The following is a 16,354-nucleotide window of genomic DNA, read 5'->3' on the forward strand; positions in this document are numbered from 1 at the left end:
CCGGTTCGCCGGGTTTTTTTATGTCCGGAGTTTACCGTCAATCCATCAAAAACAAACTAGCTCCATGCTTGATAAGCTAAAGGCCCGAAAGCCACGATGATCAATGCGCTGCCCAGCACCAACAGCGGCATCAGAATACGTTCATGGCGCTGATAGAAACTTCCCTCCTCCATTTGCGCCAAGCGGATTTCCTCCTCTCCAACTACTTGCCGGGTCAATAAGTGATTGAGCGCCACCGGCGGGCTTAAATAGCCCAATTCAAAGGCCACCAGGGTCACCATCCAGAAATGGACGGGATCGACGCCATTGTCATAAGCGATTCTGGCGATGGTCGCGCTGACAAGTATCACCGCGCCATAAGGGTCCATCACCATCCCAATCACCACCAGTATCGCCACCAACATCAACATGACCATCCAGACGCTGGCGAAGCTGTGCGGAAACACCTCCATCAGGCCAGAACGCTCTATCACGCCGCCCACACTGACGGAAAGCCCCATCAAGAATAATAAGGCGCCGATGTGAGTCGTCGTTTCATTCGTCGCTGAGCGCAATGCTTTCTCGAAGCCAGCTTGTTTTCCTTCTTCGGAAGATTCTTTTCTTCCCGCCACGCTCGGCCTTCGATAGCGCTCGTAAATCAGGATAGCCAGCATCATCACCGGCAATATACGCGGGGCGGTGAACTCATTGAGAGCAACGCCCAACCCCCAGGAATAAATCAGACCGACAGCACTGATCACCAGCACATAAGGGATAAGCGGTTTTAACGCCGCCAGCATCGCTGGCGCAGCAACGCGCACCGGAGCCAGAGCAATAGGGCTGCACCGATTCATGGTCATACTGAAGACAGCGAACAGCATCAGCGTCAATACGAACACTTTGCCGCCCCAGCCGAACAATTGATCCGTGGTCACTTCCCGGTTCAAGTAGGCGATGATCACTACCAGCAGACAGGGACGCAGCACTACGCCGAGACTGCCGGAAATAGCGGTGGCCGCCAAGGCCAGTTGTCGGCGCGCTCCGGCCTTGCGTAGTTCAAGATAGATTACCGAGCCCGCCGCGATCACGAATATGCCCGAAGCGCCGGTATATGCTGTTGGTATGGCTGCGACGGCAATCGCCACAAAGGCGAACATTTCCGGGGGCATCTTCCAAGGGTGGAATACGTTGAACACCAGGCTGGCGAGTCTCGTTTCCTTCAGCATCATGCCAATCCAGACATATAACCCGACATTCAGGAACATGTCGGATAAGTCCATCATCTTATCCAGATAGATACCGACGCCTGCTACATGGCCTTCCAGCATGAAGTAGGTTCCAGATATCAGACACATGGTGGTATACAGCGGGACGCTCAATAACGCCCCGCCAAGACGCCCCCCTGGTTTGGCGTCATCCGGCGTTTTGATCAGCTGCCAGAGACTCATCAGGGTCAGAGCGCCGAAGCCAGACATCCACAATAGATGCAAAGCGTCCCGTTGCGGCGACTCGCCGCCATGAGCCAAACCAAGCTCGCGAAAAGACCAGGACGATGCAAACAGCATCGCGTTGGCGACCAGTTGCAAAACGGTGGAAACGCGGTGATCCAGCGTCGTCACCATAGGCCTCATGGCGATATGATGACGCCCCGCCGTCGCAGTGGCCGCGCAAATCAGCACCAGAATGACCAGAATAAAGCGCTGAGAAGTCAGACCGAACGCGATGACGTCCGCCACAAACAGCTCCCCCGCCCGGAACGCCCTCAGACCTGGGGTGATACGATCCTTGGTGGCCTCATAGCGCTGAAACTTCTCGACGCAAGCAGCTTTGGCGTTAAGTAAGGACGCGCGCAATGTCGCAGGGTCGACAGGATCTGGCTCGAACAGTCCCAAATCGTCTTCAGGGGCTTGCTGTTGCGCCATTAAACGCTGCAACTCGGACTCAATATTGGGATCGGGATTACACTCTGGCGCTACCGGCTCTGTGCGTAGCTCGTAATATCCCGGCCAAATCGCCTGCCCCATTTGCAGAATTTTATTGTGGATATCGCTGGCGGCGCCAAACGCCACCACCGCCGCCAAAAGCAGACAAACCGGAAATGATGAAAACCACTCCCGCTTGCTCCGGCCGAGGGTTACGCCGGACTCATAGGCTAGGGAACCATTCATGATTTAGTGCAATCCAGATGATGTTCAAAGACCGCCCGTCAGCCTCCGGGCTCTGCGCCAAAGCCGGAACAACGCGATAACGGATTATTCGAGGTTTTCCACACATTCCGCGGCAGTGGGGTTGGTCTTGCAACGGACTTTACGCATCAGCGTCAGAGCGCGACTGTCGTAGGCGCCCTCGTCCCGCAAAGCTATGCGCACCTCGCGCAGCAACTTGTCATAGCCTTCCAGCTTTTGCGCCGCCGGGCGCATCCAGTACTCGTCCTTAATCTCCGCTTCCGCATCGCGGATGATTTGGTAGGCTTCCTCATATCGACCCGCCGCGTACTCCCGCGACAATTGGCCATACCCTTCAGGAAAGCGGTCCTGGCGAATAATGATCTGGAAGTTCATCTGCGCCAGTTTGTAATTGAACACGCCGCCATCCGGCTCCAGTCCTTTGTACAGCTCCAGAGGTGTGTAGGCCACTGCCGGAGCGTAGGCGACATCCACATTGCCGTTATTGAACTTACCGGCGAAGTTGCTGGAGTTAGCGCTCACTACCGAGGCGCCTACACGGCGAACCATCGTTAAAGCTGCATTGTCATAATCCAGGGTGGCGACCTTTTTGCCTTGCAGCTCCTCTACGGAATCCAGATTACGATCTCTAATAAACAGGTAAACGGCGCCGGCAGGTAGAATGCCTGCCACTTCAAACTCACCCTGCGTCAACAGCGCCGCCGCCCTGGGTTGATTCAGCGTCTGCAGCAGCAGCTTCATTTCCTCGTCGCCAGGAATAGCGCCCATCGCCTCCAGCGTGCCGGTAAACCGGTTGAACTCTCTGGCCCGAGTGCCCGTCAACAGCACGGCGTCACACTGCCCGGCCTTGAAATCCTCAGCCGCTATTTTTTCATCGGTGTAGGCGCGCAAGTCCAGATTCACACCCCAGCCCAGCGCAGATGGCTTCGCCGTCTTCATGATGTTAAACAGTGGACCATTGGCGCCGATCGGATCAAACACACAGAACGAACGCTCCACCATTTCCGCGTTGGCTAAACCCGCCAGCGTCATAGCGGCGACGCACGTCAAACCCGCCAGTTGTTTTCTTATCGCCCTTGTTTTCATTCTAATTTCCCAGTCGTTGCTTCTTTGAGATTGATCCGGAGCGCTCCCGTCATGCCGGCCAGCTACAAAATATCGCTGAGATCCACAGTCTCCGCTGTGGTTTGCTTCTTATCGTCCCAAAACCTCCCCAACGCGCCCACCGGGGTGCGATGGCCGGTATGCTCCGTCCACATGCGGTCGGACAATCCAGTCAGCATGGTCGTCGCCAATTCGTCCAACAGTCGCGCCTCGGGAGGGGCTTCTTTGTTAGCCTTGGACTTGGCGTGGGCGCGAATAACCTGTTTCACAGCAGCCATATCCCCTTTCCCGTAGGCCGCCAAGGCTTGAAATACGTGAGCCAGACGCACGCCGGCCCGCTCGCCTTTCTTCGCTGCAGCAGCCAGCCTCAGGGAGGCGTCCTCACCCTTGGGTTCAGCGCCAGGCAGCATGGACCACACTGTCGCTCGAATCGCCATGGGCGCGCCCCACCACTTGTCGTCATCCACACAAGCTGCGGAGCGTTCGACTTTCGCTGCGATATTTTTGGGAACGCCCAGCCCTGCTCCCGACGCAATTTCGTTATTAAGCGCCTGCAAGCCGGCGATCATGCCCATCATCCATATGAACTCGTCATAGTCCTCGTCCAATTCCGGACAAGTCCCACCGGGCTCGCCATATTGGGCGACGAGATGTTGATACGCTTCGTAGTTACGCTTGGCCGCGAGCGTGTTGAAGCGTTTTTGCGCAATCAACGCATCCTCGGCTTCCGCAGCGTCCTGATCCCGAATCGCTCGCATATAGCGCAGCTCTTCATTGAGGGCGCGGGATTCTGCGCACATACCGGCGGAACCGTAGATCATGACGGCAAGAGAATGGGGTTCGTCGCGGACGCGACCAAAGGACATCAACATCGGCGCCAGGGCTTCCGACATACCGCAGTTCATGGAGACATCGTCCGTGCTGAGAACAAAGGGAGTCTGATGTTCCTGCGCAAAACCCACCATGACGTCGCCAGTGGTCTTATACATCACATTGCGTGTCGCGCCGCATCCAGCAAGCGCCAGAGTTGTGGCGAGAACCGCCACGAGCTTAATGGAAAACAGCTGTCGGACGGGTCTGACGCAATACAGTAACGCGGATGAAAACCTCAAGAAATGTGGGCTCACAAAAACCTCCCAGTTGCCTTTTGTCTTTATTCTTTGATGTCGCCGCAGTCGGGCGAGCATAGGGGTTTATGCTTAGGACGGGCCAGATTATGGACAAACTGGAAGGTTTTTTGTGAGATGAACGGCACAAAGCGCAATAAATTTGGCACAAAAAGACAAAAAACGATAAATACCGTTACCAAAGTCCCTTTCAAAAAAGGCCGAAATTACGCCGCCGCGCATTTGACAGGGCTCCGGGAGCCGCTATAACTAAAGGAGCGCTGGGCCTGAAGCAGGGTTTGTAGGACTTCGGCTCACAGCGTTCGCCACCAATAACAATACAAACCCGATAGGAGAAGAGTATGCGCAAACCTGAACTTGCCGCAGCGATTGCAGCACGCACGAATTTGTCGAAAAGCAAAGCTGCGGAGGTACTGAACGCGTTAACCGATGAAATAGCCGACGCGGTATCCCGCAATGAAACCGTCTCACTGATCGGATTCGGAACCTTCAGTCAGCGCAATAGGAGCGCACGTACAGGTAAAAACCCCAAAACTGGAGCCGCTATTAAAATTCCCGCCAGCAAAACCGTTGGGTTCAAGGCTGGCAAGCTCTTGAAGGATGCGGTCAATAAATAATATTAGCGGCGGAAGCCCCGCCCTGCCCGCTATCCGTCCGGACTGGCAGGAACTGGGCGTTTCCGCCGCAGAAGTCTAAGAAGCCCTGAAGGATCAGGAGGTTGTAAACAACGGACTTAAACCGTTATTTTTTCCGCCAGGTCCGCAAAGATATCTTCATTGATTCCCTGCACCAGTTTCAGGTCTTCCGGTTTGGAGAACGGCCTCGCTTCAGTTATCTTCTGAGCCGTAGCGCGGCCAATTTTGGGTAAGGTAGTCAACTGCTTGAGCGTGGCGTGGTTAATGTTAACCAGCTCATCCACATCGACCATGGCTTCGCTCTCCCGCTCGCCCTCGGATTGTCGCGCGCTCAGCAATTCGGTCAACTCATCCAGACGCTTCTCGACAGCGACGATTTCATACTGCAACGCCACCTGTTTATCCAATGCGTCCGCAGTATTGCGGGAGATGTTCGATAACTGATAAATAATAACCAATACCGCTATAAACAGGATGAAAGATCCCATTTTCCAACCTCCTTAAATCAACTCGTCATTGTCTCGTCAGAACTGACAACCGTCTCTGATAAGTGAACGTTGTATGCTACTCCATCATCAGCGAGCGATCATACACCACACGTCCTTCCACAATGGTTTTAAAAGCCAGTCCAACCACTTCCGTATCCAGCCATGGGCAATTCTTACCTTTGGACACCAGATCTGACTCGGTCACCAGCCACTTTGTAGTCGGATCGACCAGCGTCACATCCGCCGCGCTTCCAACCTGTAAACTCCCCATAGATAGCTCAAGCACCTGCGCCGGACCTGACGTCAGCGCCCGCATCGCCGCATCCAGACGCAACTCGCCAGACGTCGTCAGTGCAATGATCTGCGGCAGCACCAGCTCAATCACCGACATGCCCGAGCGGGTTTCCGCAAACGGCGCCAACTTGGCCGCGCTTTCATGGGGCTGATGATGAGAACAGATGGCGTCGATCACGCCGTCATTCACGCCATTCAGCAGCGCTTTGCGGTCTTCCTCCCGTCGCAATGGCGGACGCACGTGAAATGCAGGGTTAAAGTCTTTGATCACCGCATCGGTATAAATCAAATTCGCCAGCGCCACATCGCAGGTGACTTTCAAGCCGCGACGTTTGGCGTCTGCGACCAGCTCGACTGACTTCGCGCAGGATAATTGTCCAAGGTGTATCCGCGCCTCGGTCTCCTCCGCCAGAATCAACCACTGCGCCACCGCCATGGTTTCCGCAATAGCGGGAATACCGCTCAACCCCAGCAACCCGCTGGTGGCGCCTTCATGTACGCAGCCGTCTTTCGCCAATGCATAATCTTCCGGGCATACGAACACCGTGATGTCCTGAGAACAGGCGTATTCCAGACAGCGCTTCATGACCTGGTTGTCCCGGAAAGGATAGCGCAGATTGGAAACGCCAACGCAGCCCGCCTCGCGCAGCGCGTGCATTTCACTCAGTTGCTCACCGGCCAGCCCTTTAGTCAGGGCCCCAATAGGCAATATCTTCGCCTTACCTGCGGTCAGCGCCTGATCGTATATGAGATTGGTCACCGCTGCGGTATCGTTCACTGGCGATGTCGCAGGTGGACAGCATAGCGTCGTAAAACCGCCCTTCACCGCGGCCAGGGACTCGCTGGCGATGCTTGCTTTATGCTCATAGCCCGGCTCGCGCAGGTACGCACACAGATCCACCAACCCGGGCGTCACCCAGGAACCGGCGGCGTCAATCACCATATCTGCGTTGAAGTCGCCCGGCGCTGCGCCGATCGCGACCACTTCGCCGTTAGCAATATATAAGTCAGACAGGGTGTCCAGACTTTGAGACGGATCGATAATGCGACCGCCTTTTATGAGTATCCGCCCGCTCACGCAACCTCCTCATCCGCTGTCAATTCAGCTATCTGGCCGCTCATCGCCATGGACATGACCGCCATCCGCACCGCAATGCCATTGGTCACCTGATTCAATATGACGGATTGCGGACCGTCAGCGACTGCGGACTCTATCTCCACGCCGCGGTTAATCGGGCCCGGATGCATGACAATCGCATCAGGTTTGGCCAAGACCAGTTTGTCCTGCGACAATCCGTAGAGACGGAAGAATTCCTGCTCGCTAGGCAGCAGGGCGCCTTCCATTCGCTCTTTCTGCAAACGCAGCATGATCACCACGTCGACGTCCCGCATACCTTCTTTCATGGAGCTAAATACTTTGACGCCAAACTGATCGATATAGGGTGGCAGCAACGTATCCGGCGCAATGACCCGAACTTCTTCGGCGCCAAGCAGGTTTAGGGCCTGAATCTGCGAACGCGCCACCCGCGAGTGCAGGATGTCACCCACGATGGCGACCTTCAACCCTTCAAACTTATGCTTGTGCTGGCGAATAGTCAGCATATCCAGCATCGCCTGAGTCGGGTGCGCATGACGGCCATCGCCAGCGTTAATGACGGAGACTCTTGGCGTCACCGATTTAGCGATAAAATGCGGCGCGCCGCTCTGGGCGTGACGCACTACGAACATATCCACCGCCATCGCTTCCAAATTGCGCAGCATGTCGGACAATGATTCGCCTTTGCTGGTGGCTGAGGTGGTGATGTTGATATTCAGAACATCCGCCGATAAACGTTTGGCGGCCAGTTCAAAGGTAGTGCGGGTGCGGGTGCTGGCTTCGAAGAATAAATTGGCGACGGTTTTGCCGCGGAGTAAAGGAACTTTCTTGATTGATCTGGAGCCGACTTCAATAAAGGTATCCGCCGTGTCCAGGATGTCCGTGAGATGCTTCCGGCTCAGGCCTTCGATGGTCAGAAAATGTCGAAGTTGCTGAAACCGGTTCAACTGCAGGGGACTGAGTTCGTCGTCTATGCTAGGCATGGAAATCAATTCTCAGGTTGATGGATTTCGCCCATGTGTGAACTTGTCGCTAAGGTCTTTCAGCTGGAGCCTGTTTTCTCCCGCAGCTCCACCGCCAGAGGGTCCGGCCCCAGCAGTTTCACACGTTGATTTGACTGTAGCCGTCGGCTGGCGCCGACCACATCCGGCTGTATGGGAAGGTCGCGACCGCCCACATCCATGAGCGCGACGAGAAGGATACTTGCCGGCCGGCCAAAGTCAAAAAGTTCGTTCATGGCGGCCCGAATCGTTCTTCCGCTCATAATCACGTCATCCACCAGCACCACGTCCCGACCTTCTGTTTCGAAAGGCAAAGAAGAGGCTTTAACCTTAGGATTCAAGCCGATGCGAGTGAAGTCGTCGCGATAGAATGAGATATCCAGCTCGCCTACTGGACCATCCCAGCCCAACAGGCTTTGCAATCGTCGCGCAACCCACACGCCGCCTGTATGAATGCCGACGAGCGCAGGCTTGTCTATGTTGCGTTCCGCGCAGAGCTGTTTGAGTTTTTCGACCATGTCCCGCATGGCCGCATCAACATCAATCAATGATGTCATCAGATTTTCCTTGTTTACGAGGAGGATGAAGAAATGCGTCCAGATTGTCGGCGTGGGTTTCCAGCCAGCTTTCCACGATAAAGACCGCAGCAATAGAGTCCACGGCGTAACGTCCGAAGTTGCGCTGCCCGTAGCGTTCTCTCACCATGGATTTGGCTTCGCTGCTGGTGAGCCGCTCGTCCGCCATTTCGACGCGCAGATTATATCTTCCGTGCAAACGCCGGGCGAACTTCCTGGCGCGCAACGCCATTTCGCTGACGCTGCCGTCCATATTCAAAGGCTCACCCACAATCACCAACGCGGGCTTCCATTCTTCCAATAGCGCTTCGATTGCTTCCCATCGGGGAATACCGTCCTGAGCAGGGATTTCCTTGAGAGGAGAAGCCGTCATCGATACCGACTGTCCGACTGCCGCGCCAAAGCGCTTGAGCCCGAAGTCAAAGCCTACCACTGTCGCCATAATCTATGTGTCGAGCCTCCCGAACGTCCTCTGCGTCACAGCTTCAGGCATGCCCGGAAATCGACGAGAGACGGTGATAATCGATGCCCACCCGTCCCAATGCGGAAACGACTTTTTCACTGTCCGGCGTACGGAAAATGATAGCGGAGTCAGCAGGACAGGTGATCCAGAAATTGTTGGAGATTTCCTTCTCCAATTGGCCGGCGCCCCAGCCTGCGTAGCCAAGCGCCACTAAGGTACGATCAGGCCCAACGCCGCGAGCCATGGCTTCCAGGATGTCTTTGGACGTGGTGATGCAAATGTCTGGAGCGATCTCGATGGAGGATTGCCAGTCGCCTAAAGGCGAATGCAGAACGAAACCGCGCTCAATCTGCACGGGACCGCCGGAATACACCGGCATGGCGATGCCTTCTCCGCCCAGTTCAAGTTGCGCCAGCATATCGCTGAGCCGGATATCCAAAGGCCGATTAATGACAATCCCCATGGCGCCTTCATCATTGTGATCGCAAATATAGCTGATGGTCCCCTCAAAGTTAGGGTCCTTGAGGTGAGGCATGGCAATCAGAAATTGATTGCGTAATGTAGACATTGATGAACTCATGCAGTTGCGGCCTTTTTAACTGCCTGTATAGTTCTAAGCATAAACCAGTTAACCCCAATGCAGCAAAAATCCAAAGGAATTAACCGGAAAATTCTCACGAATCAGTGGCGTACATGCGCTCTCCAAAAGAGAAGGTGCGAATGATTTCCAACAGGTCTGATTCTTTACGCATCTCTTCGGTGAAGGGGGGAAATGGTTCAGCCAAACGAATGATACGGATCACCGCGTCATCCAGTATCTTAGCCCCTGACGAAGCCAGAATATTGATTTCCTGCACCTGACCATCCGGTTCAATGATCACCGCCACGCGAACTTTGCCTTCCAGTTTGCGCTTACGCGCTTCTTCTGGATAGTTGATGTTGCCGATGCGCTCCAGCTCCCGGCGCCACTCTTCCATGTAGTAAGCACTGGCGGTCTTTCTCGCCGATACGGCAGTCAAACGCGTCACACGGGGGCGCTTGGCGTACGCCTGTTGCTGTTCGGAGAGCTTCGCCTCCAAACTGGCGATCTCCAGACTGCGCTGCAACAACTGACTGCGCTCTTCTGGAGGCGCCTCTTCCGGGTTATCCTTCTTCGGCTTTTCGGACATGCTCATGTCGCGATCGGAAGTCTTGTTCGCAACCACCTGACGCTCGGCGGAGGCTTCCCTCGGCTTTACCGCCTCTGGCTGAAGCTGCGCCACTTCATGGGTTTCTATATCACGAAAGTCCGCCTGCTCAGTGGTGGTAAGCTCTTTCTTATCTTCTTCCGAGCCGCTGCCTTTTTGATTTGACTGCGCGAGAAAATCGGCGTCCTCCGGCTCTTCTTTATCATCAAATTGAGCCAGGGTGACCTCTACTGTCAGAGGGACAGGACGCTCTGGTTCGATAGTAAAGGTAATTCCCAACACAATCGCCGCATGCACGGCGATGGCGAAGAACATACAAAAACCCAGGCGATCAAAAGCGGTGACTCCCGCAGCCGGAGAAGAAAGCGACTTATCACTCATATCTATTTAAACAACAATATCCCGACGTGACTTTAATAAAGACGACAAATAATCCATTAATTGTCCTGCTATATCCAAATGATAAAGTTTATCCAACTCTCTAATACAGGTTGGACTAGTGACATTTATTTCTGTGAGGTAGTCGCCAATTACATCCAATCCGACAAAGTGCAGACCTTTTTCTCTTAATACCGATCCAACACGTGCGCAGATTTCTTTATCCCGCTCCGTCAACTCGCGACCTTCGCCACTACCTCCCACCGCCAGATTACCGCGGTTTTCGCCTTGCGCAGGAATACGCGCCAAAGCATATGGGACCGGCTCGCCGTTAATCATCAAAATACGCTTGTCGCCGTCTTTGATCTCCGGCAAGTAGCGCTGCGCCATAATCTGGCGGCGGCCATTGTCAGTCAGCGTTTCAAGAATAACGCCAAGGTTGAAGTCCCCGGTTTTCACCCGGAAGATAGACTTGCCGCCCATGCCGTCCAACGGCTTGAACACCACGTCTTCATGCTCTGCAAAAAAGCGGCGCAGGCGCATTGCGTCGCGACTGACCAATACAGGCGGACACAGATCCGGGAATTGGGTGGCGAATAACTTCTCGTTACAATCGCGCAGGCTCTGAGGTCGATTAACCACCAGCGCGCCCTCACGCTCAGCAGCCTCGAGGATATGGGTGGCGAACACAAATTCGCTATCCACTGGCGGATCTTTGCGCATCAGAATCAGGTCGAGCGACGCCAGCGCATCCACAAATTCATCCTGAATCTCGAACCAACTGGAAGGATCGTCCGCCACCTGCAGCGTGCGCATCCGCGCATAGGCCCGCCCCTGCTCCAGGTACAGATCGTCCTGTTCCATGTAATACACGGACCAACCGCGTTTTTGGGCCGCCAACAGCATCGCGAGCGTGCTGTCTTTTTTAACGTTGATGTCGGCGATGGGGTCCATCACCACACCCAACCTGATAGTCATATCCGCACCTACTTAAATGCGTTAAAAGACGGTTGCAAAAATTAACTGGGCGCCCGGCGAACGGGCGGGCATAATGATGCCACTTTCCGGGCCCAAAGCCCACTTCTGTACTATCTTATTTTCTGTACTAATCTGCTAATTAAAAGGTAGTCAGGTTCCAATTGTTAAGGTTGTTAGTGGTTTTGTGACATTTATACACAAAGATTTTCTTTGCCTTACTGGGCATCTGAACTATAAATAGTATTTACTTATAGATTGCGTTGTAATTCTATGTTAAAAAAGCCATTAACATGTCTGACGCCGCTTTCCGACGTAAATCAGCCAGCCGAATTAGTGACTCACACAACGAAAACATGACCTCATTACCAGGGCCATATTGAGATGGAAGATAACTTTGAAAACCTCAAAATTATGGTGATTGACGATAGTAAGACGATTCGTCGTACTGCCGAAACGCTTCTAAAAAAAGTCGGCTGCACTGTAATTACCGCGACAGACGGTTTCGACGCCTTGGCAAAAATCGCCGATTCTCACCCGGACATCATTTTTGTCGATATAATGATGCCCCGGCTCGACGGCTACCAGACCTGCGCGCTTATCAAAAACAACAGCGCATTCAAGAGCACTCCCGTTATCATGCTGTCAAGCAAAGACGGACTCTTCGACAAGGCCAAGGGACGCATTGTGGGGTCGGACCAGTATTTGACCAAACCTTTCAGCAAGGACGAACTACTGGGTACAATTCGAAATCATTTGCCGAAGAAATGATGTCAGTTTATTAAGCTACACTTTTTTTACAGGGTTACACATGAGTTTTCGGGGGAATTATGGCTCGCATACTTATCGTAGATGATTCGCCAACTGAGGTCCGCAAGATCTCAAGCATTCTGGAAAAGCATCAACACGAAATCTTAACCGCCGACAACGGCGCTGACGGCGTGGCGCTGGCCCGCTCGGAAAAACCTGACCTTGTCCTGATGGACGTCGTTATGCCCGGACTGAACGGTTTCCAGGCGACTCGTCAGCTGACTCGCGCAGAAGAGACCGCCAATATTCCGGTGGTCATCGTCACTACCAAAGACCAGGAAACTGACCGCGTATGGGGTACGCGTCAGGGCGCCAAGGGCTATCTGGTCAAACCTGTCAATGAAAGCGATCTGATCAATACGATCAACGAGCTCATCAGATAGGCGGAGCCACTTTTTATCATGTCAATTACTACGGACCCGTTTGCCGTACTTGCCGAGATTGAAGCCAAGAGCAAGGCCTTAGCAGAGGGTTTGCCTGCGCAGGAAGACGTCATTGAGTTATGGAACGGAATCGGTTTCTCTCTGGCGGGACTTAACTTCGTCGCAGCAATGGGAGAGGTGGTTGAAATCCTCCCGGTCCCCCGTTTCACGCAGATTCCGGGCGTTAAAACCTGGATGCAGGGCGTCGCCAACGTACGTGGGCGGCTTCTTCCTATAATGGACCTGACTTCTTTCTTCGAGCTGCCGCAACAAACTCGCAGCAGCACGAGAAACAGGCGCGTATTGGTCATTGAGCAGGGCGATGTTTTCAGCGGCCTGATAGTGGACGGCGTGCTTGGCATGCAGTACTTCCCGGTGGACAGCTTCCAAAAGGACGCGCCGGATATCCCGGAAGTGCTGAGACCTTATGTAAGCGGCTTTTACGCCCGTAGTAACGAACGCTGGATTGTATTCGATACGACCAGTCTGGTGGCAGATTCCAATTTCATAAACGTAGCGCAGTGAGAAATCGCTGCGCAGCTATTACAGCGTCTGCTACGCTGTTAGATGGTTAGAGTTGAAAAGGCTGGGGAGCCAAAGCAATGATATCAATATCTGGAAAAACTTCGTCCGGACAGGGTGCGAACCCTATTCAGCTAGCCATGTATGGCGTGGTGATTGTGGCGGTAATCGCCCTTCTCTACGTTATATTTACGGTAAACCTTAACGCGAGTCAGGATAAGACGTACATCAGTTACGCTTCCGAGCTGCGGGTACTTTCTCAGGAGATCGCAAAGAACTCCTCGGAGGCCGCGGACGGTAAATCGGAAGCTTTCGAAGAATTGCGCCGCTCCCGGGACGACTTCCAACGCTTGTGGGATTATCTGACCAAAGGCAACCCAGAGCGTAACCTGCCAGCAGTTGAAAACGTGCAGATGTCTAACGTAACCGGCCTGTGGGACGACGTACGTGAGGCGGCGGACCAGATCCTCGGCTCCAAAGACACCGTTCTGCAGTTACACCAGGTCGCCATCACACTCAACGACACCATTCCCCAGCTACAGGTTGAGTATGACGACGTTGTACAGATTCTTTTGGAAAACAATGCGCCCGCCGATCAGGTTGCGGTAGCCCAGCGTCAGTCGCTGCTGGCGGAACGTATTGTACGAAGCGTTAACAAAGTACTCGCCGGTGGCGAGGACGCGGTAACCGCAGCGGACCGTTTCGGCCGCGACGTAAACTTGTTCGGTCGCGTACTGAACGGGATGGTTGAAGGCAACCAGGTTATGGGCATCACCAAAGTGGCTGACGAAGACGCCACCTTCGGCCTGGAAGCTATCGCGGAACTGTTCGAATTCGTTAACGAAAACGTAGACACCATTCTTGAAACGTCCCCTGAACTGTTCCGGGTGCGTGAAGCTGCGAACAACATCTTTGAGAAATCTCAGGCGCTGTTGACCGAGACTTCTAAACTGAACGAAGTATTCCAGACTCAGGCTGAAGGCCGTCTGGTTAGTGACGAATTGGGTTACGCCCTGCTGTTCCTCATCATCGTTGCGATCTTGATCATCTTCTACATTGGTTCTCAGGAATCTAAAAAGCGTTACGAAAAAGAGGCTTCTCAGAACGAACAGAACCAGAACGCGATCCTGCGACTCCTGGACGAACTGGCCGACCTCGCGGACGGCGACCTGACTACAGAGGCGACGGTAACCGAGGACTTCACGGGCGCGATCGCCGACTCCATCAACTTCGCGATCGACCAGATGCGTCAGTTGGTAACCTCCATTAACGAAACCGCCGTACGGGTAGCAGGCGCAGCCCAGGAAACTCAGGCGACTGCGATGCATCTGGCCGACGCTTCCGAGCACCAGGCGCAGGAAATTGCTGGCGCATCCGCGGCGATCAACGAAATGGCCGTTTCTATCGACCAAGTATCTTCCAACGCCGCCGAATCAGCAGCGGTTGCGGAGCGGTCGGTTGCGATCGCGAAGAAAGGCGCAGAAATCGTACAGTCCACTATTCGCGGCATGGATAACATCCGTGAACAGATTCAGGAAACGTCCAAGCGGATCAAGCGTCTGGGTGAATCATCCCAGGAGATCGGAGATATCGTATCGTTGATTAACGACATTGCCGACCAAACCAACATTCTGTCTTTGAACGCTGCGATTCAGGCATCTATGGCCGGTGACGCAGGTCGAGGCTTCGCGGTTGTTGCGGACGAGGTACAGCGCCTTGCGGAACGTTCCTCTGCAGCGACCAAGCAGATTGAAGCACTGGTAAAAACCATCCAGACCGACACCAACGAGGCGGTAATCTCCATGGAACAAACCACCGCAGAGGTGGTGCGTGGAGCGCGCTTCGCACAAGACGCGGGTGTCGCCCTGGAAGAAATCGAGAACGTATCGAAAAACCTTGCGGACTTGATCCAGAACATCTCGAACGCCGCACGTCAGCAGTCGTCTTCAGCAGGCCATATTTCCAATACGATGAACGTTATCCAGGAAATTACCTCGCAGACCTCCGCAGGTACGAACGCGACAGCGAAGTCCATCGGTAAACTGGCGGAACTGGCCAACCAGCTGCGTAACTCCGTAGCAGGTTTCAAGCTGCCTGACCAGGTAGGTCACAGCAACGAGGAAGACTTGGACATCGACGCCGCCTAAACCTGTGTTGATGTTTCAATGACCTATCGTCCGACAACAGCAAGGACACGACTAAGGCGCCACTATGGCGATCAATGATGGCACTGAAGTTGAGGGATCATGGAGTTTAAAAACCCTGCCGCCAATGGAAGATCAGGAATTCTTCCGGTGGCAGGCGTTGCTGGAGAAACGCACTGGAATGAACTTGCCAATACAGCGCAAGACATTTCTGCAGACCAGCTTGGGCATTCGGATGCGGGAAATCGGCTGCCCCTCCTATCAGGAGTACTTTCACAAAATCGTTGACAGTCCATCCGGCGTCGTCGAATGGGCCATCCTGGTAGATCGGCTGACGGTTCAGGAAACCCGGTTTTACAGAGACGAAGATGCGTTTGGATTGGTCAAGGATTATCTGCTGACCCGGCCGGTTGAAGCACTGGCCAAGTCCACCATCGAAGCCTGGAGCGTTGGCTGCTCAACCGGAGAAGAGCCTTATACGCTGGCCATGATCATCGAAGAGTGTCTTGAAGCTCTGGGATTGGCCAAGTACTACGGCGTTACCGGCACGGACATATCCTCGCCGGTGCTGGAGAAGGCTCGAACCGCTGTTTACCCGGCACGCAAACTGGTCACCCTGAACGAAGAACGCAAAGAGAAATTTTTTGAAAAGCGTAACGGGAATCTCTACGCAGTAATCCCGCGCTTGAAAGAGAGAGTGTGTTTTGCAAGGGTTAACGTGCTTAACCTTAAAGACGCGCCGATGCATGGCATGAACATTATTTTCTGCCAGAACTTATTGATTTATTTCAGACGCTGGCGGCGTAAGGAAATCCTCAACCGCTTGGCTGAACGCCTGGTGCCAGGTGGCATACTGGTATTGGGACTGGGAGAAATCGTTGACTGGACCCACCCTCTTTTGCAGCGGGTCGGAAGTGACAAAACTCTCGCTTTTATCAGGCGAAACGAGCGCAACAGTTAATTGGAGA

The 16,354-nt window shown here is 54.0% G+C and carries 17 protein-coding genes; 6 read left to right on the forward strand and 11 right to left on the reverse strand.

Going from position 1 to position 16,354, the window contains the following annotated elements; translation table 11 throughout:
- Positions 1 to 56: 56 nt before the first annotated feature.
- From O5O45_RS23030 to O5O45_RS23040, 3 genes are all read right to left on the reverse strand, one after another.
- On the reverse strand, positions 57 to 2,147 hold the full coding sequence (locus tag O5O45_RS23030; protein ID WP_305901670.1) for a TRAP transporter large permease subunit: 2,091 nt from the start codon (positions 2,145 to 2,147) through the stop codon (positions 57 to 59).
- 84 nt (positions 2,148 to 2,231) lie between these two features.
- Positions 2,232 to 3,251 carry a putative solute-binding protein gene (locus tag O5O45_RS23035; protein ID WP_305901671.1) on the reverse strand — a complete coding sequence of 340 codons (1,020 nt, stop codon included), beginning with the start codon at positions 3,249 to 3,251 and terminating at the stop codon, positions 2,232 to 2,234.
- A 62-nt stretch (positions 3,252 to 3,313) separates the two neighbouring features.
- The gene (locus O5O45_RS23040) at positions 3,314 to 4,396 is read right to left on the reverse strand and encodes a hypothetical protein (protein ID WP_305901672.1); all 1,083 of its coding nucleotides are present in this window, start codon (positions 4,394 to 4,396) and stop codon (positions 3,314 to 3,316) included.
- 341 nt (positions 4,397 to 4,737) lie between these two features.
- On the opposite strand from O5O45_RS23040, the gene O5O45_RS23045 reads away from it, so the two are divergent.
- On the forward strand, positions 4,738 to 5,013 hold the full coding sequence (locus O5O45_RS23045) for an HU family DNA-binding protein (protein ID WP_011394537.1): 276 nt from the start codon (positions 4,738 to 4,740) through the stop codon (positions 5,011 to 5,013).
- 116 nt (positions 5,014 to 5,129) lie between these two features.
- On the opposite strand, the gene O5O45_RS23050 is transcribed toward O5O45_RS23045, so the two are convergent.
- From O5O45_RS23050 to gshB, 8 genes are all read right to left on the reverse strand, one after another.
- Positions 5,130 to 5,519, reverse strand: coding sequence for a ComEA family DNA-binding protein (locus tag O5O45_RS23050; protein WP_305901673.1), 390 nt, complete (start codon positions 5,517 to 5,519; stop codon positions 5,130 to 5,132).
- A 76-nt stretch (positions 5,520 to 5,595) separates the two neighbouring features.
- Complete coding sequence (locus O5O45_RS23055) at positions 5,596 to 6,891, reverse strand: dihydroorotase (protein ID WP_305901674.1); 1,296 nt, start codon at positions 6,889 to 6,891, stop codon at positions 5,596 to 5,598.
- Positions 6,888 to 7,892 (reverse strand): aspartate carbamoyltransferase catalytic subunit, encoded by a 1,005-nt coding sequence (locus tag O5O45_RS23060; RefSeq protein WP_305901675.1) that lies wholly within the window; start codon positions 7,890 to 7,892, stop codon positions 6,888 to 6,890. Before O5O45_RS23060 ends, O5O45_RS23055 begins: the two co-directional genes overlap by 4 nt.
- 59 nt (positions 7,893 to 7,951) lie before the next feature.
- Positions 7,952 to 8,467, reverse strand: coding sequence for a bifunctional pyr operon transcriptional regulator/uracil phosphoribosyltransferase PyrR (pyrR, locus tag O5O45_RS23065; RefSeq protein ID WP_305901676.1), 516 nt, complete (start codon positions 8,465 to 8,467; stop codon positions 7,952 to 7,954).
- Positions 8,451 to 8,927 carry a Holliday junction resolvase RuvX gene (gene ruvX / locus O5O45_RS23070; RefSeq protein WP_305901677.1) on the reverse strand — a complete coding sequence of 159 codons (477 nt, stop codon included), beginning with the start codon at positions 8,925 to 8,927 and terminating at the stop codon, positions 8,451 to 8,453. Before ruvX ends, pyrR begins: the two co-directional genes overlap by 17 nt.
- A gap of 43 nt (positions 8,928 to 8,970) precedes the next feature.
- Positions 8,971 to 9,528, reverse strand: a complete 558-nt coding sequence (locus tag O5O45_RS23075) for a YqgE/AlgH family protein (protein WP_011394531.1) — start codon at positions 9,526 to 9,528, stop codon at positions 8,971 to 8,973.
- Positions 9,529 to 9,622: 94 nt separating this feature from the next.
- Positions 9,623 to 10,516 carry an energy transducer TonB gene (locus tag O5O45_RS23080; protein WP_305901678.1) on the reverse strand — a complete coding sequence of 298 codons (894 nt, stop codon included), beginning with the start codon at positions 10,514 to 10,516 and terminating at the stop codon, positions 9,623 to 9,625.
- Positions 10,517 to 10,522: 6 nt separating this feature from the next.
- The gene (gene gshB / locus O5O45_RS23085; RefSeq protein WP_305901679.1) at positions 10,523 to 11,491 is read right to left on the reverse strand and encodes a glutathione synthase; all 969 of its coding nucleotides are present in this window, start codon (positions 11,489 to 11,491) and stop codon (positions 10,523 to 10,525) included.
- Between the two features lie 381 nt (positions 11,492 to 11,872).
- On the opposite strand from gshB, the gene pilG reads away from it, so the two are divergent.
- From pilG to O5O45_RS23110, 5 genes are all read left to right on the forward strand, one after another.
- Positions 11,873 to 12,259 (forward strand): twitching motility response regulator PilG, encoded by a 387-nt coding sequence (pilG, locus tag O5O45_RS23090; RefSeq protein ID WP_011394528.1) that lies wholly within the window; start codon positions 11,873 to 11,875, stop codon positions 12,257 to 12,259.
- A 59-nt stretch (positions 12,260 to 12,318) separates the two neighbouring features.
- The gene (pilH, locus tag O5O45_RS23095) at positions 12,319 to 12,681 is read left to right on the forward strand and encodes a twitching motility response regulator PilH (protein ID WP_011394527.1); all 363 of its coding nucleotides are present in this window, start codon (positions 12,319 to 12,321) and stop codon (positions 12,679 to 12,681) included.
- 18 nt (positions 12,682 to 12,699) lie between these two features.
- Complete coding sequence (locus O5O45_RS23100) at positions 12,700 to 13,245, forward strand: chemotaxis protein CheW (RefSeq protein ID WP_305901680.1); 546 nt, start codon at positions 12,700 to 12,702, stop codon at positions 13,243 to 13,245.
- A gap of 77 nt (positions 13,246 to 13,322) precedes the next feature.
- Positions 13,323 to 15,389, forward strand: a complete 2,067-nt coding sequence (locus O5O45_RS23105) for a methyl-accepting chemotaxis protein (RefSeq protein WP_305901681.1) — start codon at positions 13,323 to 13,325, stop codon at positions 15,387 to 15,389.
- A 64-nt stretch (positions 15,390 to 15,453) separates the two neighbouring features.
- Positions 15,454 to 16,347, forward strand: coding sequence for a CheR family methyltransferase (locus O5O45_RS23110; protein ID WP_011394524.1), 894 nt, complete (start codon positions 15,454 to 15,456; stop codon positions 16,345 to 16,347).
- Positions 16,348 to 16,354: the final 7 nt, after the last annotated feature.

The organism is Hahella sp. HNIBRBA332, from assembly GCF_030719035.1.
In the GTDB taxonomy this organism is placed as follows: Bacteria; Pseudomonadota; Gammaproteobacteria; order Pseudomonadales; family Oleiphilaceae; genus Hahella.